The organism is Ectopseudomonas oleovorans (genome assembly GCF_029845265.1).
GTDB classification, from domain to species: domain Bacteria; phylum Pseudomonadota; class Gammaproteobacteria; order Pseudomonadales; family Pseudomonadaceae; genus Aquipseudomonas; species Aquipseudomonas oleovorans.
In genome coordinates, this window is sequence record NZ_JAOCLK010000004.1 from 117,175 (window position 1) to 139,163 (window position 21,989).

The following is a 21,989-nucleotide window of genomic DNA, read 5'->3' on the forward strand; positions in this document are numbered from 1 at the left end:
GCAGAAACCTGACGCCAGAAATGCCAACGCCCACACGAGGTGGGCGTTGGCGAGGCGCGGATGCCTTACAGGTAGTAGGACTTCAACGGCGGGAAGCCATTGAACTCAACCGCGCTGTAGCTGGTGGTGTAGGCACCGGTGGACAGCCAGTACAGGCGGTCGCCGCTGGCCAGGTTGAGCGGCAGGCCATACTTGTAGTGCTCGTACATGATGTCGGCGCTGTCGCAGGTCGGGCCGGCGATCACCACTTCTTCCATCTCGCCCTTCTTCTCGGTCCAGATCGGGAATTTGATCGACTCGTCCATGGTTTCGATCAAGCCACTGAACTTGCCGACGTCGGCATACACCCAGCGCTCGACGGCGGTACGCGACTTGCGCGCCACCAGCACCACTTCCGAGACCAGCACACCGGCGTTGGCGATCAGCGAGCGGCCCGGCTCGAGGATGATTTCCGGCAGATCATCGCCGAAATCTTCCTTGAGGAAGCGGGTGATTTCCGCTGCGTAGGTTTCCAGGTCGTTGGTGCGCTGGATGTAGTTGGCCGGGAAGCCGCCACCCATGTTGATCATCTGCAGGGTGATGCCGTCCTCTTCCTTGAGGCGCTCGAAGATCACCTTGACCTTGGCGATGGCGGCGTCCCACACATCGATGTCGCGCTGCTGCGAACCGACGTGGAAGGAAATGCCGTACGGCACCAGGCCCAGTTGCTTGGCCAGGATCAGCAGGTCCAGGGCCATGTCCGGCTGGCAACCGAACTTGCGGCTCAGCGGCCAGTCGGCGCTGGTGGAGCCTTCGGTGAGGATACGCACGTAGATCTTCGAACCCGGCGCGGCCTTGGCGATGTTGCGCAGGTCGGCTTCGGAGTCGGTGGCGAACAGGCGCACGCCTTTTTCATAGAAGTAGCGAATGTCGCGCGCCTTCTTGATGGTGTTGCCGTAGCTGATGCGCTCGGGGCCGACGCCGGTGGCCATGACCTTGTCCAGCTCGTAGATCGAGGCGATGTCGAAGCTCGAGCCCTTGTCACGCAGCAACTCGATGATCTCGACGGCCGGGTTGGCCTTGACCGCGTAGTAGATCTTGGCGAAGGGGAAGCAGGTGCCCAGCTGATCGTAGGCATCAGCGATGATCTGTCGGTCGATCACCACGAACGGGGTTTCGTGCTGATCGGCGAATGCCTTCATGCGCTGGAAAGTGGCGGGTGCGTAATAGTCTTCGACCTTGATCGACATGCTGGGGACTCCAATGGCAAAACCGGGAACACATTGATTCGGGCAGCAGAACCGCTTACAGGTTCCGCTACGTGTCGGGGCTGGCCGCGCTAAACGCTGGCCTGAACGTCTGACAGTTTCCCCACTTTGGTTCGCCTACTTCCCAAGGCATGTCGCCGAGCATCACCGGTACCGACCATTAGCCGGCCGGCAACCTCTCGTCGTCAGTACTTGAGCCGGATGGATCGTTTCCAGCATGGACGTTCGGGCGCGGACTTTAAGACCATGCGCCCCTCAGATCAACCGGAAATTCCTGCTAATTTCATCTCGTTCCGGATATCACACAAAACGTTCTGAAATGCTGAACAGGCGGGGCTTTCAGCCAGTTTGGCGCAGCCGTGTTTCAGGGCCATTGCAGCACCTCACGGCGAGCGGCTTGCACCGCTCGCCCACCGGCTCAATACACGTCGCGCCGATAGCGCCCTTCCTCGATCAAATCGTCCACCACCTCGTCACCGAGCAGCTTGCGCAATGCCGCATCGACGCCACCGGCCATGCCCTGCAGGCTACCGCAGACATAGATCGCCGCACCCTCGGCCAGCCAGGCACACAGGCGCTCGTGCTGCTCACGCAGCAGATCCTGCACATAGCGCTTCTGCGCCTGGTCGCGGGAGAAGGCCAGATCCAGGTGCTGCAGCTCGCCCGCTCTCAGCGCCGCTTGCAACTCATCACCACAAAAGAAATCCTGCGCGCGGTTGCGCTCACCGAACAGCAGCCAGTTGCGCCCCTGCCCGGCCAGTGCCCGCGCGCGCAGCAACGAACGCAGTCCGGCCAGGCCGGTGCCATTGCCGATCAGCACCAGCGGGCGATTGTCGTCCGGCAGGTGGAAGCCGCTGTTGCGCCGCACCCGCGCCAGTAGCTGCCCCCCTTCGGGCAGGTACTCGGTCAACCAGCCAGACCCCAGGCCGAGGCTGCCGTCGGCCTGCACCGCCTGGCGCACGATCAACTGCAGCACGCCATCGGCCGCCACCGAGGCGATGGAGTATTCCCGCGACCCCAGCGGCGCCAGGGCATCGACCAGCGCCTGGGCATGCAGGCCGACCAGATGCGCGAGGCTTTCCGGCAACTGACGCTCGGCCAGGGCTTCGCTCAGGCTCATCGCCTGGCCATCAAGGGTCACCGGCTCGAGGCCGTCGCAGCCGCAGTGCTGCAGCCAGGCCTGCACCCTCGCCGGGTCATGACGCGGGCGAATCTGCAGGATGTCGCCCGCCTGCCAGGCGCTCTGCGCAAGCGGCATCAGGCCGATGAAGAACACCGGCGCGCCCTGGCTGCCAGGATTGAGCAGACGCCGTTCGATCAGTGTCCAGCTCTGCCAGGGCACCTCTTCAAAGCGTACTGGCGCGGCGCCGGTCAACTCGCTCAGTTGCTGCTGCCAGCGCTGCAGCGCGACCTGGTCAGCGCCATCGACTTCGATGCTGTCGAACAGACGCTGCGCCCCCTGCAAGCCCAGCCAGTCGTTGATCCGCCGGGCGAAGCCGCAAAAGTGCTGGTACTGCCGATCCCCCAGCGCCAGCACGGCATAGCTCAGCTGTTCGAGCGGCAGCGAGCCGCCCAGCACCTTGCGCTCAAAACCCTGCGCAGCATCCGGCGCCTCGCCATCGCCAAAGGTGCTGACCACGAACAGCGCCTTCTGCGTCTGCCGCAGCCTGTCAGCGTCGAGGCGCGACAGCGGCTCGACCCGCACCGGGATGCCGGCGGCCTGCAACTGCCCGGCGCTCTGCCAGGCCAGTTGCTCGGCGAAGCCGCTCTGGCTGGCGAAACCGACCAGCCAACCGTCACCGGCATCGTCGCCCTTTAACGCAGAGCGTGCCGCCAGCGCCACGCGCTTCTTGCGCCGGCGATCCAGATACAGCAGCCAGCCGGTAATGAAGAACAGCGGCATGGCCGCCGTCGCCAGCATCATCAGGATGCGCCCGGGCATACCGAAGTACTCGCCCACATGCAGGGCGTAGACGCTGGTCAGCAATTGCGCCTTGAAGCTCTTGTCGGCGTAGCGCTCATGGCGGCTGACTTCGCCGCTTTTCGGATCGACCTGAAACTGGTTGAAGGCACGCACATGCTCGGCGCCATCGAGCATGTAGAAGACCGTCGCCGGCTGCCCGGCCACCAGCGGCAGGCGCAGATTCCAGGCGACCATCTTGGGCCCGGCGGTCTGCTGGATGCTCTGCCATACAGCATCGTAGTCGACCTCGGGCGCGGGGCCGCTGGGCGCCTGACGTACACGACGATCACGCTCACTGCGCTGCTCGAGCGGCGTGTCGGAGAGCAGATGCGTCAGTCCTTCGCGATACCAGTCATAGGACCAATACAAACCGGTGAGCCCGGCACACAGATAGAACAGTAGCGCCCAGGTGCCGGCTATGGCATGCAGATCCCAGTTGAAGCTACGGCCCTTCTTCTTCCAGTCCAGGGTCAGCCAGGTGCGCCAGCTCAGCGCCTTGTGCGGCCAACGCAGATAGAGGCCGGAGAGACAGAAGAACAGCAGCGCCAGAGTGCTGGCAGCGGTGATCTGCTTGCCCACTTCGCCCATGGACAGGAAGCGGTGCAACATCAGCATCAGGTGAAAGAAGTCCTGGCCAACGGGCTCGGCCAGTACTTCACCAGTGTAGGGGTCGAAGACGATGCGCGGCCCGCGTCGCTCGCCCGGCGGGGGTACAAGAAAAGCGGTGCCAGGACCGTCGTGGCGACCATCGATCCACAGTGCGGTGACGCGATCGGCGGTAGCGGCCTCGATCTTCGCAGTCAGTTCGCCTGGCGTGAGATGCCCCTGCGCACTGGGCTGAATCTGCCAGCGCTCGGCGTTGAGCGCCCGGGTGATCTCGCCCTCGAAGCTGTAAAGGGCACCGGTGATGCCCATGACGGCCAGCACCAAGCCGGCACTGATGCCAAAGAACCAGTGCAACTGAAAGATGATTTTCTTGAACACGACGGAGCCACCCTTGCCCTGACCCACTGCGACGGGCGGCCACTCTATATGGGAATAATTTTCATAACCATTCATTTACGCATTATTTACGCGTCTACGGCACGGTCCGGCAGCATCACCTACCGGCCCATCTGAAAACCGATAGCCGCTCTCCGCCAGAGCTCGCAGTTATCGGTATAATCCCGCGTTTTACGGGTGCCAGGTTCTGTACAAAGGTCGTCGAGCGAAGGTCAGGCAAGGCAAAAACAGGCGAAGAAGCGGAGTTTACGTGCTGTAAATGAGCATTCTGAGGCTGTTTTTAACGCAGCCTCACCGAGCGCAGGCACCTTTCGTACAGAACCTGAGGCGCCTTCAACGATTCCATCCAGGCACATATTCATGACCACCCAGGCCGCCGAAGTCGCCAAGCGCCGTACCTTCGCCATCATTTCCCACCCGGACGCCGGTAAGACCACCATCACCGAAAAGCTGCTGCTGATGGGCAAGGCCATCGAGGTCGCGGGCACGGTGAAGTCGCGTAAATCCGACCGTCACGCCACCTCCGACTGGATGGAGATGGAGAAGCAACGCGGCATCTCCATCACCACCTCGGTGATGCAGTTCCCCTACCGCGAGCACATCATCAACCTGCTCGACACCCCCGGCCACGAAGACTTCTCCGAAGACACCTACCGCACCCTGACCGCGGTGGACAGCGCGCTGATGGTGCTGGACGGCGGTAAGGGCGTCGAGCCGCGTACCATCGCCCTGATGGACGTATGCCGCCTGCGCGACACGCCGATCGTCAGCTTCATCAACAAGCTCGACCGCGACATCCGCGACCCCATCGAGCTGCTCGACGAGATCGAGGCGGTACTGAAGATCAAGGCGGCGCCCATCACCTGGCCGATCGGCTGCTACAAGGATTTCAAGGGCGTCTACCACCTGACCGGCGACTACATCATCGTCTACACCCCAGGTCACGGCCACGAGCGCACCGAAGCCAAGATCATCCAGAAGCTGGATTCCGACGAAGCCCGTGCCCACCTGGGCGACATGTACGAGCGCTTCGTCGAGGAGCTGGAGCTGGTGCAGGGCGCCTGCCATGAGTTCGAGCCCGACGCTTTCCTCAAGGGCGAGATGACCCCGGTGTTCTTCGGCACCGCGCTGGGCAACTTCGGCGTCGACCATGTACTCGACGCCGTGGTCGACTGGGCGCCGCGTCCGCTGCCGCGCGCCGCCAACGAGCGCATTGTGGAGCCGACCGAGGAGAAGTTCACAGGCTTCGTGTTCAAGATCCAGGCGAACATGGACCCGAAACACCGCGACCGCATCGCCTTTATGCGCATCTGCTCGGGCAAGTACACCCAGGGCATGAAGATGCGCCACGCGCGCCTGGGCAAGGACGTGCGCGTCGGCGATGCGCTGACCTTCTTCTCCAGCGAGCGCGAGCACCTGGAAGAAGCCTACGCCGGCGACATCATCGGCCTGCACAATCACGGCACCATCCAGATCGGCGACACCTTCACCGAAGGCGAGAACCTGGGCTTCACCGGCATCCCGCACTTCGCCCCGGAACTGTTCCGCCGCGTGCGCCTGAAAGATCCGCTGAAATCCAAGCAACTGCGCCAGGGCCTGCAGGAGCTGGCCGAGGAAGGCGCCACCCAGGTGTTCTTCCCCGAGCGCAACAACGACATCATCCTCGGCGCGGTCGGTGTGCTGCAGTTCGACGTGGTCGCCAGCCGCCTGAAAGAGGAATACAAGGTCGAGTGCGCCTACGAGGCGATCAACGTCTGGTCGGCGCGCTGGATCGAATGCAGCGACGAGAAGAAGCTCAAGGAATTCAAGGACAAGGCCTATGAGAACCTCGCCGTCGACGGCGGTGGTCACCTCACCTACCTGGCCCCGACCCGCGTCAACCTCAGCCTGATGGAAGAGCGCTGGCCGGAGGTGAAATTCCGCGCCACGCGTGAGCATCACTAAAGGTCTGCACGACTACTCTTTGTAGGAGCCGGCTTGCCGTCGATGCTTTTCTGCTCAAAACAGATCGCCCGCAAGCGGGCTCCTACGAGAGATATATGGAATGGATTCCAGCCGTTTTACCCATCATGGCCATGCCCTGCGCTCCGGGCGCGTTTCCGAAGCGAATCGTGCCTACCTGCTAACTACCGTAACCCATCAACGACATACGATCTTCCAGGACTGGCGCCTTGCCAGGCTGCTGATCGCAGAAATGCGTCGCCTGCATGACCAGCAACTCGTCCAATCACTCGCTTGGGTCGTCATGCCCGATCATCTGCACTGGCTGATTCAGTTGCAGGAGATACCCCTGCCGAAGCTGGTGCTACAGCTCAAATCCCGCAGCGCCATCGCCATCAACAAGGCTCGAAACGCCAGCGGTCGCGTCTGGCAGAAGGGCTTTCACGATCATGCCTTGCGCAAGGAAGAAGGCCTGACTGCAACGGCGCGCTATATCGTCGCCAATCCGCTGCGTGCCGGATTGGTACAACGCGTCGGAGACTATCCGCACTGGGATGCGATCTGGCTGTAATGCACACCCTGTAGGAGCCGGCTTGCCGGCGATGCTTTTTCGTCAGCCATGATCGCCGGCAAGCCGGCTCCTACGAAGAGCGCGGCCTTATCTGCAGGGCATCGTGCTCGCAGGTACAGAGCAGTCGCGTCGCAGCTGGCTCAGCCAACAGCCGCTCGGCAATTGCCGGTTCCAGCTCGGTACGTATACGGCGCGCCAGGGCGCGAGCGCCGAAGCGAATGTCATGCTCGCGACACAGCCAGGCGCGGGCGCTCTGCTCCACCTGTAGCGCACGGCCCTGACGGCCCAGGCGCTGATTGAGCTTGTCCAGTTCAATGTTCAGCAAGGCATCGAGCCACTGCTCATCGACACGTTCGAACACCAGAATGCGGTCGAGGCGATTGAGCCATTCCGGCTCGAAGCGCTCGTGCAGCACCTGTTCCAGCAATGCACCCTCGCCCTTCGGTGCCAGCCCCAACCAACGCCGCCAACCACGGGTGAAACGCTCGCGGTAGCGCTGCGCCTGCTGCGCGCCGACATTGCTGGTCATGAAGATCAGACTGTTACGAAAATCCAGGGTGCTGCTGCCGGCGGTCAGGGTCAAACGGCCATGTTCGAGAATCCCGAGCAGGCTGCGCAGCACTTCGGGGCTGGCCTTCTCCAGTTCATCGAACAGCACAATGCCGGGCCGGCCGAAACTGCCGGCGATGGCTTCGGCATCGAACAGCGTGGTGCCTTCCTTGCTGCCAACGTAACCAGGCGGCGCGCCGGTCAGCGCGGCGGCGTAATGCTCCTGGGCCAGGGTGTGCATGTCGATGCGGCACAGGGCATCGGCGCGACCATGAATGGCCTGGGCCAGCAGGCGCACGATCTCGGTCTTACCAACACCGGTGGGGCCCATGAACAGATTGACCGCCAACGGCCGCTCGCGCTCGCCGATATCGGCCTTGACCACCTTGAGCATGGCCTCGACCTGCGCCAGCACCTCATCCTGGCCGACAATGGAGCGCTGGGAAACCAGTCGCCTGATCCGCCGCAACACGCGCTGCCAGGCGCCGATCATCGTGATTTCCGCCAACGCCTTCACCGACGACCGCGAACGCAGCATCGCCGCTGACTGCGACGACTACGTGACCAAGCCGATCAACCCCGAGGAGGTGCTCGCCCGCGTCGCCTCGCACCTGCGTACATCCTGCAGGCTGCACGCGCGGCGTCGAAACCCGCCAGCCTCAGCCTCGACGATGCTCCGGCGCATGCCAAGCTATCGGCGCGCTTCCAGCTCACCGAGCGCGAAGTGCAGGTGCTGCGCTGGGTCGCCTGCGGCAAGACCAACCGCGATATCGGCGACATCCTCGGCCTCAGCCCGCGCACGGTGAACAAGCACCTGGAGCACGTGTACGTGAAACTCGGCGTGGAAACCCGCACCGCCGCCACCTCGGTGGCGCTGGCGGCGATGAGCGAGCGCGCCTAAGGCGGGTGCCCCGCCAATTGCTAAAGCGCAGCACGCCTTGCCCTACCATCGGCCACCCTCCTACGAGCTGCAACACCCCGTAGGAGCTGGCTTGCCAGCGATCATGGCTGACGAAAAAGCATCGCCGGCAAGCCGGCTCCTACGAAGAGCACACGGCATTGCAATTGGCTTAGAGTTGCAGCAACGCACCTGCCCAGGAGCCAGCATGCCCCATCCCAATCTCGTCATACTCACCGGTGCCGGCATCTCCGCCGAGAGCGGTATTCGCACCTTCCGCGCCGCTGACGGCCTGTGGGAAGACCATCGCATCGAAGAGGTAGCCACGCCCGAAGGCTTCGCCCGTGATCCGGCGCTGGTACAGCGCTTCTACGACATGCGTCGCGCGCAGTTGCGCGATTCGGCCATCGCGCCGAATGCAGGGCATCTGGCCCTGGCGGAGCTGGAGGCTGGCTGGCAGGGCGAGTTCCTGCTGGTCACGCAGAACGTCGACAATCTGCACGAACGCGCCGGCTCCAAACGCTTGCTGCACATGCACGGCGAGTTGCAGTCGATGCTGTGCAGCAATAGCCAACAGCGTTTTCCGCTGCTGGACGACATGCCGGTCGAACAGGCGTGCGCCTGCTGCGGCCTGAAGGGCACGCTACGGCCGGATATCGTCTGGTTCGGCGAGATGCCCTATCACATGGAGCGCATCTATGACGCGCTGGAGCAGTGCGAGCTGTTCGTCAGCATCGGCACCTCTGGCCATGTCTACCCGGCGGCGGGCTTCGTCGAACAGGCGCGTCACGCGGGTGCGCATACCCTGGAGATCAATCTGGAACCGAGCCAGGGCCATTCACTGTTCGCAGAGAAACGCTATGGCCCGGCTACCGAGCAGTTGCCCCGCTGGGTGGCGGAGCTATTGGCCGGCAGAGAGAGAACGTAGGGCGGGTGAAACCCGCCAATACGCAAATGGCCGGCCGGCTAAGCATTCCAACCCCCAGGAGTGGCTTCAGCCACGAACAGCTTTCGCGGCTGAAGCCGCTCCTACAAGAACCCGGCATGTAGGGCGGATCGGGACGCCCTACCCGGCTGGGTGACAGAGCTGTTGGCGGGTTGAGCGGGAATGTAGGGCGGGTGAAACCCGCCAATTATCGAGCCGGCGGGTTGCACCCGCCCTACGCTTATCAGCTGACTGCCCCTCTCCCGCAAGCGGGAGAGGGGGAGACGAGCACCTACTGCGCAGCGGCGTCGACAGGCGCCGCCGCTTCGGCCGGCACCTCCGGCTCCGGGCTGAACACGCCGTTGCTCCAGGCGTAATAGCCCAGCCCCAGCGCCAACAGCAGAGCGATGATCCAGGGCCATACCAGCGGCTTGTTGGCATAGGGATCGCGCAGTGCACGGTCGCTGCCCTTGGGCAGTTCCGCCATTTGCGTCAGCGCGGTGCCGAACGGGATGCTGATACGCGCCTGGGCATTCACCGCCCAGCCGTTGCCATCGAGGATCGGCCCCAGGCTGCGCCGGCGCAGCTTGAACCAGGCCAGCAGCATGGCCGGGCCGGAGATGGCCAGCAACACACCGAGCAACAACAATGGTATCTGCCACCAGGCCAGCGCCAGAATCCCCGTGACCACCGCCGCCAGCGCCGTTCCCAGGGCGCCGACCGCCAGGCCAATGGCGGCGAAAATCCCGGCGAACTTGGCAATGTCGAAGGCCGGCGCCGCTGTAGCGGCCGGCGCAGCACCGGTTTCGCCGACCCTGGCGGCAGTCTTGCTGACCATATCGGCATCACGGCTGGCCGCCAGCTTCTGTACCTGTTCGGACACCAACGTGGAAACGCGCCGATACGGCGACCAGAACGCCTCGCGAATGCTGATCGCATGCTGTACCACCTTGACCACAGTGGCATCCCAGTCGTTACCGTCGCGGTCGTAGAACAGACCATGGCGACCGGCCTGCAGGTCGCCCTCGCTACCGGCGGTCACCGCCACCACGATGTTCAGCGCCTCCTTGCCCCGCACCGGCTCGCCGCGACGGGTGCAGGCGCAGTAGAGCAGGAAGCAGTCGCTGGCCGCCGCCACCTTGGCATGGGCCTCGACATCACCGACCTCAACCACCAGCTCGCAACTCTTGCCGTCGATATAGAGGACGCCAGCCTGGAACACGGCCTTTTCCTGCCGCGAATAAAAGGCCTGGAAAGACACGAAGTTGCGCAGCAGTCGGACCAGGCCATGACGCAGGCGAATCAGCTTGTCCAGCTCGACCAGCCCGTCCGCCGCTTCGGCCACGGTCTTGTCCTCTTCCACCAGCGCCAGCAGGCGCGCTTCGGCCCCCTGCTCCACCAGTTCGAGAATACGTCCGCGCTCGAGCACCTCGGCAATCGCCACTTTCGGCGTCTCGGCGCGCCAGGCCAGGTAGTTGCCGCACAGCGCGACCAGATGCTGCCACTGCTCGCGCGACAGGCTGTCCTGCTCGCCATACACCGGCACCACCACACGCTGGCGGAATTCATCGACGGCGTGCTGCCAGGCCGGGTTGAGGCCCTTGCTCAGCGGCAATTCGTCGCCATGCTGCACCACCGCCAGGGGCAGACCGGCCACTTCGCCAGCATCGGCCAATGACAGCGATGCCAGACGCACCAGCTCTTCTTCCTTGGCGTTCATCAGGGCCGCGGCGCGCGGGTCGAACTCGGCCATGGCCACACGGGTGAAATAATCGTCGATCTTGGCGCGCACGGCGCTCAGCGCTTCGACCGCCGCCACCGTGCCTTCACCGAAAGCGTCCAGCCCCTGTTCAGCTGCACGCGCGTGCCAGGCGTGCAACTGGCGCGCCTGGTCGAAGAAAGCGGTGATCTGCTCGGCACCGATGGCAGGCTCGCCACTGCGGTCGGTCTGTGCACCCAGGCAGGCGATGATGTCGGCGATGGCGGCCTTGAGCTCGGCATCATCGGTCATGCTGGCTGGCACCAGGCCATCGCCATTGGATTCGTGAGGCGGGAACAGCAATGCCAGATCAGCGGTATCGGCCGGTGTCAGGCTCTCGGCGTCGGGACGCCCGAGTACGCCCAACAGACGCTGCGCAGCCAGACGCAGGCGGGCGCCTTCGGCATCGTCGGTGAGCGACGCGAGCAGCAACGGGCCGTCTTGAAACAGCACGGCCGGATCACGCAGGCGCGCCAGTGTCCAGTCGACCACATCGAGAATCTCCGGCGCGCGAATACGACCGTCATTGTTCAGGTCGATGTACTGCAGCATGCGCCGATCCAGCTCCAGGTTGTTCACCGGGCAGGCCAGGCTGGCCCAGAGTTTCTGATCCAGGCCACGCAAGGCGGCGAGGTCGGCGGGCGTTTCCAGTTGCACCTGATTGAAGCCGCCGGCACGGAAGAAGCGCCAGCGATGCGCGAGAGCTTGAGTCATCTATAGAGGATCCTTTCTTTGTGGGGGAGACTGCGCCACGAAGCCAAAGGGGGCCATCGCAGCGCATCGGCGCACCGCCCCCCTTCAACAGACTCCTTCTTGCCCGGCGCTGTTCAACTCAGTGTAACCGAGGCAACGGACCCTGCGCTTATTGCGCCCCCACCGCCAGCGGCTGCGCCTCGGACTGCTTGATCAGCGCATAGAGCACGCCAGTGACCAGGCTGCCAGCGACGATGGCGAGCAGGTAGAGCAACGCGTGATTGATGGCGTTGGGAATCAGCAGCACGAACAGACCGCCGTGCGGCGCCATCAGCTTGCAGCCGAAATACATCGACAGGGCGCCGGTCAGCGCACCACCGGCAATACTGGCCGGGATCACCCGCAGCGGGTCCTTGGCAGCGAACGGAATCGCCCCTTCGGAGATGAAGCACAGCCCCAGCACCCCGGCGGCCTTGCCGGCCTGGCGCTCGCTCTGGGCGAACTTGCGCCGCGCCAGCACGGTGGCGATGGCCATGCCGATCGGCGGCACCATGCCACCGGCCATGGTCGCGGCCATCGGCGCGTAGCTGCTCGACGCCAGCAGGCCGACCGAGAAGGCATAGGCCGCCTTGTTGATCGGCCCACCGAGATCGACGCACATCATGCCGCCAAGCAGCGCGCCAAGGAGGATGGCATTGGTGCTGCCCATGCTGTCGAGGAACTGGGTGAGCGACTGCAGCACACCAGCCACGGGGCTGCCGACGATATAGATCATCGTCAGGCCGGTGATCAGGCTGGCCAGCAGCGGGATGATCAGGATCGGCTTGAGCGCCTCCAGACTGTCCGGCAAGCGCACCCAGCGGGCAATCGCCTTGGCCGAATAGCCGGCGATGAAACCAGCGACGATACCGCCGATGAAACCGGCACCCAGTGAACTGGCGAGCAATCCACCGATCATTCCTGGCGCCAGGCCCGGACGGTCGGCGATGGAATAGGCGATATAGCCGGCCAGCAGCGGCACCATCAGTTGAAAGGCGCTCTCGCCGCCGATCTGCATCAGCGCGGCGGCCAGGGTGCCCTCCTCCTTGAACGCCTCGATACCGAAGACGAACGAGAGGGCGATCAACAGACCGCCGGCCACCACCATCGGCAGCATGTAGGAAACACCGGTGAGCAGATGCTTGTAGGGGCCGGTTTTCTCGCCACTACTGGCGACGGCCTTGCCCTCGACTGGCGTGGCTTCGCTCAGCGGTCGCGCCTCGCTCAAGGCCCGCTCCAACGTCTGTTGCGGCTGTTTCAGTGCCACGCCGGTGCCGCAGCGGTAGACCTTCTTGCCGGCGAAGCGGCTGGTGTCCACCTCGATATCGGTGGCCAGCAGCACGGCATCGGCCGCATCGATTGCCGCATCGTCGAGCAGGTTGCGCGCACCGACCGAGCCGCGGGTTTCCACCTGCAATTCGATACCCATGCGCAGCGCCGCCTGTTGCAGCGCTTCGGCGGCCATGAAGGTATGCGCTACGCCGGTCGGGCAGGCAGTGACAGCGACCAGCCGACGACGCCCGCTCGGGACGGGTTCTCTGTTTTCACCATAGGGCTGAGCACGCTCGGCGGCCTCACGCAGAAAACGCTGCGGGTCGGCCAGTGCCTCGGCCGGCGTAGCCTGAAACAGGCGCTTGCCGGCAAAGCGGCTCAGCGGCAGCTCACCGGTCTTGACCACCAGCACCCAGTCGGCCGCGGCGATCTGCGCCTCGCTCAATGGCGAACCAATGGCGCGCGCGTCGTGCACCTCGACACGGGTTTGCCAGCCCAGGCGCTCGGCTGCAGCCTGCAACAGGCGCGAACACAGCACGCTGGTGACCTGGCCATTGGGGCAGGCGGTGACGATCAGCACATTCATGGTGGGTGCCTCTTATTCTTCTATGGAGTGCAAGTGCACGGCCGCTTCAAGACGGGCCAGCTGCTCGCGATCATGGATGCCGAAGCCGATCTGGGTGACCGCCTGCGCCGCCACCGCCGTGGCCAGACGCAAGGTGCGTTCGGCTGGCCAGCCTTCGAGCAGGCCGTGCAGGCTGGCCGCCAGCAGCGAGTCACCGGCACCGACCGTACTGGCGACCTCGACACGCGGCGGTATGGCACGCAGGGCAATGTCCGGGCCATGCCAGTCGACGCCATCTGCACCGCGCGACAGCAGCACGTGCTCGATACCCTGCGCGCGCAGCGTCTGCACGGCAGCAGACAGGTCGCTGCCGCATACCTCGGCCAGTTCTTCTTCATTGGGTTTGATCAGCCACGGGGCGACGCCCAGCGCCGCCTGCAGGGCAGCACCACTGCTATCGACCGCCAGCGGCACGCCGCTGGCCTTGATCCGCCGCAGCAGGCCGGCGAACCATTGCGCGGTGACGCCACGCGGCAGGCTGCCGGCCACCACCACGGCGTCATGCCCGGCGAGCAGCGGCTCCAGCTCAGCCTCCAGGCGCTCCAGGTGCTCGGCCTCGACCTGTGGGCCAGGGCCGTTGAGGTCGGTGATGCAGCCATCGGCCTCGGCCAGCTTGATATTGCTGCGCGTCTCACCCGGCACGCGGATGAACAGATCATGAAAGCCGCGCTTGTGCATCAGGCTCTCGAACGGCGCGGCATTGCTACGACCGAGAAAACCGGCAACGCTCAGGCTGTGGCCAAGGTCGGCCAGCACCTGGGCGACATTCAGCCCCTTGCCGGCGGCGTGGCTGCGCAGCTCATGGCAGCGGTTGACCGCACCGGGCTGCAGGCGATCCAGGCGCAGGGTCAGGTCCAGCGCCGGATTCAGGGTCAGGGTCAGGATTCGGGCCATCAGTGCATCTCCGCCACCAGCGCGCGCACGGCGCTGGCACTGTCCAGGGTCAGGGCGCGGTCGGCCAGGGTTCGCGCCTGGCGGCTGTCCAGCTCGCGCACACGGGCCTTGACCAGGGCAATCGAGCGTGGCGTCACGCTCAGTTCGTCCACGCCAAGCCCCACCAGCAGCGGCACGGCCAGACGGTCACTGGCCAGTTCGCCGCAGATGCCGACCCACTTGCCCTGGGCATGGGCAGCGGTCACGGTCATCTCGATCAGGCGCAGCACGGCCGGGTGCAGACCATCGGCCTGCGCCGACAGCTGCGGATGGCCGCGGTCGATGGCCAGGCAGTACTGGGTCAGGTCATTGGTGCCGATGCTGAAGAAGTCCACCTCGCGTGCGAGTACAGGTGCCAGCAGCGCTGCCGAGGGCACTTCGATCATGATGCCGACCTGCAGGTCGCGCACTTCGATCTCTTCGCGCAGGCGCTGCACCATGTCACGCGCGGCACGCCATTCCTCCACCGAACCGACCATGGGGAACATGATCCGCAGCGGCCGGCCATCGGCCGAGGCGAGCAAGGCGCGCAGCTGGGTTTCGAGAATCTCCGGACGCTGCAGGCTCAGGCGAATGCCACGCACACCGAGGAAGGGGTTTTCCTCGGCCGGCATCGGCCAGTACGGCAGGGGTTTATCGCCGCCGACATCCAGGGTGCGCACCACCAGCGGCCGACCGGCGAGGGCATCGAGTACGCGCCGGTATTCGCGCTCCTGCGCGGCGTGATCCGGCGCCTGGGCATGCTCCATGAACACCAGCTCGGTGCGCAGCAGGCCCACCGCTTCCGCGCCCAGCTCCACGGCGTCGGCGGTTTCACCGCTGGCACCGATATTGGCCGCCACTTCCACACGCACACCGTCACGGGTCTGCGCTTCGCTGAAGCGCTCGGCATGCGCCTGCTCGCGCCGCTGCTGCGCCGTCTCACGTTCATGCAGCGCCTGATCACGCTCGGCCGCATCCGGGGCGATGCGCAGCAGGCCGCTGTCGCCATCGAGCAGCAGCGGCGTGCCTTGCGCCAGCGCCAGCACGCCATCGCCGGCACCGACCACGGCGGGAATCCCCAGGGCGCGAGCGATGATCGCGCTGTGCGCGGTGGCGCCACCCTGGGCGGTGAGGATGCCGGCCACGCGCTGACGGTCGAGGCTAGCGACGTCCGACGGCACGACTTCAGCCATCACCAGGATGTACGGCTCGTTCGGCTCGCTGAGCAGCTCTACGCCACACAGATGCGCCAGCACACGGTTGCCGATATCACGCAGATCAGCCGCTCGCTCGGCCAGCAATGGGTCATGCAGCGCCTCCTGACGCTTGGCCGCCGCCTCGACCTCGACCTGCCAGGCCGCCTCGGCGCTCGCGCCCTTGGCCAGGCGGGCGTCGACGTCTTCACGCAGCGCCGGATCGGCGAGCATGGCCAGGTGAGCACTGAAGATTTCCCGGATGCTCGCCACACCGGCGCCATCGACCAGACGCTGGATCTGCGCAGCGACAGCGGCCAGGGCTGACGCCAGTCGCGCTCGTTCCTGTTCGACACCCTGGCCTTGCTCGGCAAAATCAAACACTGGCGGCGTGCGCACCAATGCTGGGCCGATGGCGATACCCGGCGACGCACCGACCGCCAGCAGGCGGCTCCCGGCAACCGGCGCGACAGCCTCGAGCGCCTGCAACTGCGCAGCCACTTCCGGCAATGCCTCGCTCAGCGGTTCGACCGTTTCCCCCAGACCACTCTCCAGTGCAGCGCGAATGGCAGGCAGCGCACTGTCGGCAATCGCCGGTTCAGCGCTGAATTCGAGCATCTGGCCACGCCGCGCACCCAACGCCAGCAGGCGACTGAGGCTCTTGGCCGAGACCCCGGCGCCCGTATCGCCAAGCAGGCGCACGCGGATATCGCCGGTAAACCCCTGCGCCAATTCGCTCAGCGCCTTGGCCGGGCGCGCGTGCAGGCCATGGGCATTGAGCAGCGGCACACTGAGGCTGGGCCAGTCCGGCGGCACCTCACCGCCCAGCGCCTCGATTACCTGGCGGCTATCACTGGCTTCACTGAAAGCCGCCGCGCGGCCACCGATCAACACATCGCACAGGCGCTCCAGCGCCTGGCGATGCGCCTCACCCTGGCTGGCCAGGCAGAACAGACCGCGCAACGCCTCGCCGCGAAAACTCAGCGGCTGCGCCGGGGTGACGAAGGCCAGCCCGGGCCGCTCGACACTGGCCTCGCTGTGCAGCCACCACAGGCCATCGCCCAGCGGCAGCGGCTCGCCACGGGCCAGACCGAGGGCGAAACCGCTGCGTGCGCAGCCAGCCTGGCGCAACAGGCGCGCGCCCTGCCAAAGCAATTCGTCGAAATCTTCAGCCGGCTGCCCCAGTGCCACCAGTTGGCCGTCCAGCGCCAGCGCCTGCGGTGCGCCCTGCAGCAGTTCGAGAATCTGCGCCGGCTCACGGGCCTCACGCAGCGCCTGGCTCAGATCGCCCTCGCCCAGCGCGCGGGTCAGCAGTTGTAGCAGATGCAGGTGTTCGTCGGATTGCGCGGCGATGGCGATGGCCAGGTACACCTGCTGGCCATTGCCCCAGTCCACCCCATCGGGGAACTGGATCAGGCTGACGCCGGTGCGCAGCACCTGGTCGCGGGTCTGCGGCGTGCCATGGGGAATGGCGATGCCCTGGCCGAGGAAGGTCGAACCCTGGGCTTCACGCGCCTGCAGGCCTTCGAGATAAGCCGGAGTGGCCAGGCCGGCAGAGGCCAGCGCATCGCCAAGCATGGCCAGAGCTTCGTCCTTGTTCGCCGCAGCCCGGCCCATCTGGATTTGGCTGGCATCGAGTTCGAGCATAGTGGTCTCCGACTTATTGTTTTGGCTAAGACTAGTCGATGAATCAGCATGCTGAAACGATTCATCAAGCGCTGGCACCTTATCCGATAATGAGTGATCCTTGAAGCCCGGCCGTCGCCGAGTCGCGTAGACTCGCGGCGCTCGCACGCCCTCTCAATCAGCGATTCAGGATGCGCCCGTGAAACTCAGCGACATCGCCCGCCTGGCTCAGGTCTCGGTTACAACCGCCAGCTACGTGATCAACGGTCAGGCAGAGAAACGCCGGATCAGCCCTGCCACCGTGGCCCGGGTGCTGGCGGTGGTCGAAGAGCATGGCTATCGCCCGGATCAGCAGGCTGCCAGCCTGCGGCGCGGGCAGAGTCGCTGCCTCGGTTTCATCCTGCCGGACCTGGAAAATCCCAGCTATGCGCGCCTGGCCAAGCTGCTCGAGCAGAAGGCCCGCGCCGCCGGCTACCAGTTGCTGATCGCCAGTTCCGATGACGACCCGAGCAGCGAACGGCAGTTGCTCGACCTGTTTCGCTCGCGTCGCTGCGAGGCACTGATCGTCGCCAGTTGCCTACCGCCGGACGACCCGCTGTACCCCAGCATCGTCGCCACCGGCCTGCCCGTGATCGCAGTCGACCGGGCATTGTCGCCCACTCACATTCGCTCGGTGGTCAGCGATGACGAACAAGCCGGACGCACCCTCACCGCCAGCCTGCTGACGCCCAAACCGCGTCATATCGCGCTGCTTGGCGCACGCGCTGAACTGGTCATCAGCCAGGCGCGCGAACGCGGCTTCCGTTCGGCACTGGAAGGTTTCGACGGGCGCGTCAGCGTCTATCACGGTGAGCTGTTCAGCCGTGCTTGTGGCTACCGACAGATGCAAACACTGCTGGAGGAAGTCGGCTCGCCGGATGCGCTGCTGACCACCGCCTACGTGCTGCTCGAAGGGGTGTTCGATGCGCTACGCGAACAGGGCAGCGAGCAATGGCCTTCAGTGCGTCTGGCCACATTCGGCGATACCCAGTTGCTGGATTTCCTGCCGCTGCGGGTCAATGCCATGAGCCAGCAGCACGAACGCATTGCCGAACGGGTATTGGCCTGGACCTTACAGGCGGTGGAGAACAACGACTATAGCCCCGGCATCGAGGCCATCGAACGCAGTTTCAAGGCGCGCCTGTAGTTTCTGACGCCCGCTGGCGGGCGATCATGACGGGTAGTAGACGTATCCACGCCTGGCATCTGCCTGAAAAATCACCGAAGCTTGGCCCATGCGCCTGATCGACACCCATACGCACCTGGACTTCCCCGACTTCGACGCCGATCGCGACGAAGTACTCGCGCGCAGCCACGCGCTGGGCGTGCAGCGCATGGTCGTGCTCGGCGTCTACCAGGCCAACTGGCAGCGGCTATGGCAGCTGGTCGAAGAAGATGAAAGCCTGTACGCAGCCTTCGGCCTGCATCCAGTCTATCTGGACGAACATCGTCCGCAGGATCTCCTTGAGCTGCGCGACTGGCTGAGCAAACTGGCTGGGCACCACAAGTTGTGCGCCGTCGGTGAGTTCGGTCTGGACTATTACCTGGAGCAGTTGGATCGGCAGCGCCAGCAGGCGCTGTTCGAAGCACAGCTGCAACTTGCTGCCGACTTCGAACTGCCGGCGCTGCTGCACGTGCGCCGCGCCCATGCCGCGACCATCGCCACCCTCAAGCGCTTTCGTCTGGCGCGCGGCGGCATCATCCACGCCTTCGCCGGTAGCTACGAGGAGGCGCGCGAGTACATCAAGCTGGGTTTCCGCCTCGGTCTTGGTGGCGCCGCTACCTGGCCGCAAGCCAATCGACTGCGCAAGGTGGTGGCGCAGCTGCCGTTGGAGAGCATCGTGCTGGAAACCGACTCACCGGACATGGCCCCAGCCATGTACCCCAACCAGCGCAACAGCCCGGAGTACCTGGCTGACATCTGTGCCGAGCTGGCAGCGTTGCGTGGCGTTACAGCCGAAGAGCTGGCTACGGCCAGCAGCCGTAATGCGGATGAGTTGTTCGGCTGGGCATAGACCTCAGGAAAATCGTCTTACATGACCGTCTGTAGGAGCCCCGCCCCGGGGCGAATGCTTCCAGACCGTGTCGCCCTGATTCGCGGCGGGGCGCCGCTCCTACACGTGCCATCTGTGCTTCCGGTTGTTATGGAACAACCTTCACCGTCACTCCCGCGAAGGCGGGAGCCCAGGAGCTACAGAGACTCTGGATTCCCGTCCTCCGACCAGGAACGCTTCGAGGACAGGCTCTGCGCAGGAAAGGCGACTGGAGAGAGTCGCCCAAGCTCGCGGCGGGGCACCGCTCCTACAGGGTCAGAGCAATGGCCAAGGGAAGCCTGTGGGAGGAGCGATCAGACGCGAAACGCGCCGATCAACTGCTTGAGACGCGTAACCAGCTCGCTCAGCTCGCGGCTGGCCTGCTCGGTTTGGCTGGCACCGGCAGCGGTGCGCTCACCCGCATGATTGATCTCGACGATATTCTGGTCGATATCGTGCGCCACCGCCGTCTGCTGCTCGGCCGCCGCGGCGATCTGCTGGTTCTGGTCGACGATCATGCCCACTGCGCCGAGGATGTTCTCCAGGGCCTGCTGCACCTTGGCCGACTGGCTGACCGTACCATCCGCCATCTGGTGACTGGCGTTCATCGCCTTCACCGCCGCCCCCACACCGCCCTGCAGCTTGGCGATCATCGCTTCGATCTCTTCGGTGGACTGCTGGGTGCGCTTGGCCAGGTTGCGCACCTCGTCAGCCACCACGGCGAAACCGCGACCCTGTTCACCAGCCCGCGCCGCCTCGATGGCAGCATTGAGCGCCAGCAGGTTGGTCTGCTCGGCGATGCCCTTGATCACATCGAGTACCTGGCTGATCGCCGCACTGTCGCTGGCCAGCTGGTTGATCACCGCCACTGACTGGTCGATTTCACCGGCAAGACGCTGGATCGCACCGACCTGCTGCTCGACCAATGCGCGGCCACTGACCGTTTCCTGATTAACGCTCTGCGCGCTACCCACCGCAGCGGCGGCGCTGCGCGCCACCTCCTGGGCAGTGGCGGACATCTGGTTCATCGCCGTGGCCACCTGCTCGATCTGTGCACGCTGACCAGCCACCGCCTGGTTGCTCTCGCCTGAAACCAGCTCGACACGATCCGCCTGGCCACCGACCTCGCCCACCGTATGCCCGACGCGCTCGATCAGGTCATGGATACGCACCACGGTCTGGTTGAACACCTGCCCCAGCTCGCCCAGCTCGTCTCGGCTCTGTGCCTGGAAGTTGGCCGTCATATCGCCTGCGGCAACCCTGTCCATCACCTTACCCAGGTTTTTCAGGGTAGAGCGGGTGGAAACGTAGAAGCCGCTGTAGAGGTAGACGATCAACAGGAACACCACCACCAACGCCACCACCAGCAACACCATCTGTGCTCGGTTCTCGGTCAGCCGCTCACTCAACTGGCTATCGAGGAACGCCAGCAGGCCGTCGTTGAAGGCGTAGGTCTTGGCCATTTCCTGGCTGACCTGATCGTAGAACTGCGCCCAGGGCGTATCCAGGCTGTCGGCGATGATCACCTGATCCTCGAACAGTACGCCGCTGTCCTTCAGACTCTGGCGACTGGCTTCGGCCAGGCTGCCCAGCCCATTCTGCGCCGCGACGTTACCGGCCAGTGCCTCCTGCAGATTCAGGCCGTACTCGGCATGCAACTTCTCCAACTGCAGCAGCAGGTCATCGAACTTGGTACTGGCCGCCGAATTGAGAAAACCCTGCCCCAGGGAATAGGCGCCGATGGCACGGCCTTGGCTGAGCACATTGGTGATCTGCGGGGTGACGTTGGTGATCAGCTCGGTAATCTGCCGCACCTGGCGTTGCGGGTCCTGGCTCAACCCCGCCTGGCTGGCCACCAGCTTGATGAAGACCTGGGAGGAGCCCAGCAGCTTCTCGACGATGACGGTCTTGCTCTGCAACGAGGTCTCGGCCTCTGCGCTTTTCAGCTCGGCCAGCAATTCGTCGCGCTTGGCGACGAACTCCGCTGCCTGCTCGGCATCGCTGGTCACCGGCTGCAGCCCTTGCAGGCCGGTATTGAGCGACTGCTGCAGTTGATCTATACGCCCCTCCAGATCCCCCGCCTGACCGGACTGACCGATCATCGCGTTGATCTGCACCAGGTCGTTGAGGCTCTCCAGATCGCGGCGCAGCTGCAAGCTACTGCCGAGTAGCTCGAGGCTTTCCAGGGCAGTCTGGGTACCAACGAACTGACGATAGGAGTCACGCACCAGATAGAAGTTGGTGACGAGCATAGGCAGGAAGAACAAAACGCTGATCAGGCTGAACTTCATGCCGAAGCTGAGGCGATTCATCAGCGCGATGGCCGGGTACAACACTGTCTTCACTAGACGTCTCCAGTTGCCATTTTATTGTTATTGGTATCGCTTGAACGGCCGCAGAGCCTCTCACGGGCTGACGACGGCGTCCTGTGCAGCCCGACCTGTGGCGCGTGAATCGACGCGGCGAATACAGGCAGATAAATGTGACGAAAATCACCAAACAGGGTCGGCTACCGCCTCCTTATACCCCTTATCGACACGCGCCTCTGTAACTTAAGGTTAAATGCGCGCTGAGCGCGTCCAGCTAAGGCCGTGTAGGAGCACCGACTCGGGGCGAATGCTGTTTTGCCATTCGCCGCAGGGCGCGGCTTCCACAAAGCCGGCACGTAGGGCGGGTGCAACCCGCCACTGTGCGTGACA

13 protein-coding genes and 1 pseudogene are annotated in these 21,989 nt (G+C 64.6%); 6 read left to right on the forward strand and 8 right to left on the reverse strand.

Features of this window, described 5'->3' with window-relative positions; translation table 11 throughout:
* Positions 1 to 65: 65 nt before the first annotated feature.
* Both N5J71_RS03695 and N5J71_RS03700 read right to left on the reverse strand, forming a co-directional pair.
* Positions 66 to 1,229: a type III PLP-dependent enzyme gene (locus N5J71_RS03695; protein WP_004424916.1), complete on the reverse strand. Its 1,164-nt coding sequence runs from the start codon at positions 1,227 to 1,229 to the stop codon at positions 66 to 68.
* A 436-nt stretch (positions 1,230 to 1,665) separates the two neighbouring features.
* Positions 1,666 to 4,194, reverse strand: a complete 2,529-nt coding sequence (locus tag N5J71_RS03700; RefSeq protein WP_279916321.1) for a sulfite reductase flavoprotein subunit alpha — start codon at positions 4,192 to 4,194, stop codon at positions 1,666 to 1,668.
* Positions 4,195 to 4,572: 378 nt separating this feature from the next.
* On the opposite strand from N5J71_RS03700, the gene N5J71_RS03705 reads away from it, so the two are divergent.
* Entirely contained in the window at positions 4,573 to 6,156 is a 1,584-nt protein-coding gene (locus tag N5J71_RS03705) for a peptide chain release factor 3 (protein ID WP_279916323.1), read from the forward strand.
* 100 nt (positions 6,157 to 6,256) lie between these two features.
* Positions 6,257 to 6,724, forward strand: coding sequence for an REP-associated tyrosine transposase (locus N5J71_RS03710; protein ID WP_104728858.1), 468 nt, complete (start codon positions 6,257 to 6,259; stop codon positions 6,722 to 6,724).
* Positions 6,725 to 6,794: 70 nt separating this feature from the next.
* On the opposite strand, the gene N5J71_RS03715 is transcribed toward N5J71_RS03710, so the two are convergent.
* A complete protein-coding gene (locus N5J71_RS03715; RefSeq protein WP_279916324.1) occupies positions 6,795 to 7,766 on the reverse strand; it encodes an AAA family ATPase in 972 nt (323 codons plus the stop codon).
* A 58-nt stretch (positions 7,767 to 7,824) separates the two neighbouring features.
* Between N5J71_RS03715 and N5J71_RS03720 the strand changes: the two are divergent.
* Both N5J71_RS03720 and cobB read left to right on the forward strand, forming a co-directional pair.
* A pseudogene (locus N5J71_RS03720) lies at positions 7,825 to 8,174 on the forward strand (LuxR C-terminal-related transcriptional regulator); the annotation flags it as partial.
* A gap of 205 nt (positions 8,175 to 8,379) precedes the next feature.
* A complete protein-coding gene (cobB, locus tag N5J71_RS03725; RefSeq protein ID WP_279916325.1) occupies positions 8,380 to 9,099 on the forward strand; it encodes a Sir2 family NAD+-dependent deacetylase in 720 nt (239 codons plus the stop codon).
* 289 nt (positions 9,100 to 9,388) lie between these two features.
* On the opposite strand, the gene N5J71_RS03730 is transcribed toward cobB, so the two are convergent.
* From N5J71_RS03730 to ptsP, 4 genes are all read right to left on the reverse strand, one after another.
* The gene (locus tag N5J71_RS03730) at positions 9,389 to 11,569 is read right to left on the reverse strand and encodes a hypothetical protein (RefSeq protein ID WP_279916326.1); all 2,181 of its coding nucleotides are present in this window, start codon (positions 11,567 to 11,569) and stop codon (positions 9,389 to 9,391) included.
* A gap of 148 nt (positions 11,570 to 11,717) precedes the next feature.
* On the reverse strand, positions 11,718 to 13,445 hold the full coding sequence (locus N5J71_RS03735; protein WP_279916327.1) for a fructose-specific PTS transporter subunit EIIC: 1,728 nt from the start codon (positions 13,443 to 13,445) through the stop codon (positions 11,718 to 11,720).
* A gap of 12 nt (positions 13,446 to 13,457) precedes the next feature.
* On the reverse strand, positions 13,458 to 14,378 hold the full coding sequence (pfkB, locus tag N5J71_RS03740; protein ID WP_279916328.1) for a 1-phosphofructokinase: 921 nt from the start codon (positions 14,376 to 14,378) through the stop codon (positions 13,458 to 13,460).
* Positions 14,378 to 17,239 (reverse strand): phosphoenolpyruvate--protein phosphotransferase, encoded by a 2,862-nt coding sequence (gene ptsP, locus N5J71_RS03745; RefSeq protein WP_279916329.1) that lies wholly within the window; start codon positions 17,237 to 17,239, stop codon positions 14,378 to 14,380. Before ptsP ends, pfkB begins: the two co-directional genes overlap by 1 nt.
* 178 nt (positions 17,240 to 17,417) lie before the next feature.
* On the opposite strand from ptsP, the gene cra reads away from it, so the two are divergent.
* Complete coding sequence (cra, locus tag N5J71_RS03750; protein WP_279916330.1) at positions 17,418 to 18,404, forward strand: catabolite repressor/activator; 987 nt, start codon at positions 17,418 to 17,420, stop codon at positions 18,402 to 18,404.
* An 88-nt stretch (positions 18,405 to 18,492) separates the two neighbouring features.
* Positions 18,493 to 19,272: a TatD family hydrolase gene (locus tag N5J71_RS03755; protein ID WP_279916331.1), complete on the forward strand. Its 780-nt coding sequence runs from the start codon at positions 18,493 to 18,495 to the stop codon at positions 19,270 to 19,272.
* A 332-nt stretch (positions 19,273 to 19,604) separates the two neighbouring features.
* On the opposite strand, the gene N5J71_RS03760 is transcribed toward N5J71_RS03755, so the two are convergent.
* Complete coding sequence (locus N5J71_RS03760) at positions 19,605 to 21,635, reverse strand: methyl-accepting chemotaxis protein (protein ID WP_279916333.1); 2,031 nt, start codon at positions 21,633 to 21,635, stop codon at positions 19,605 to 19,607.
* Positions 21,636 to 21,989: the final 354 nt, after the last annotated feature.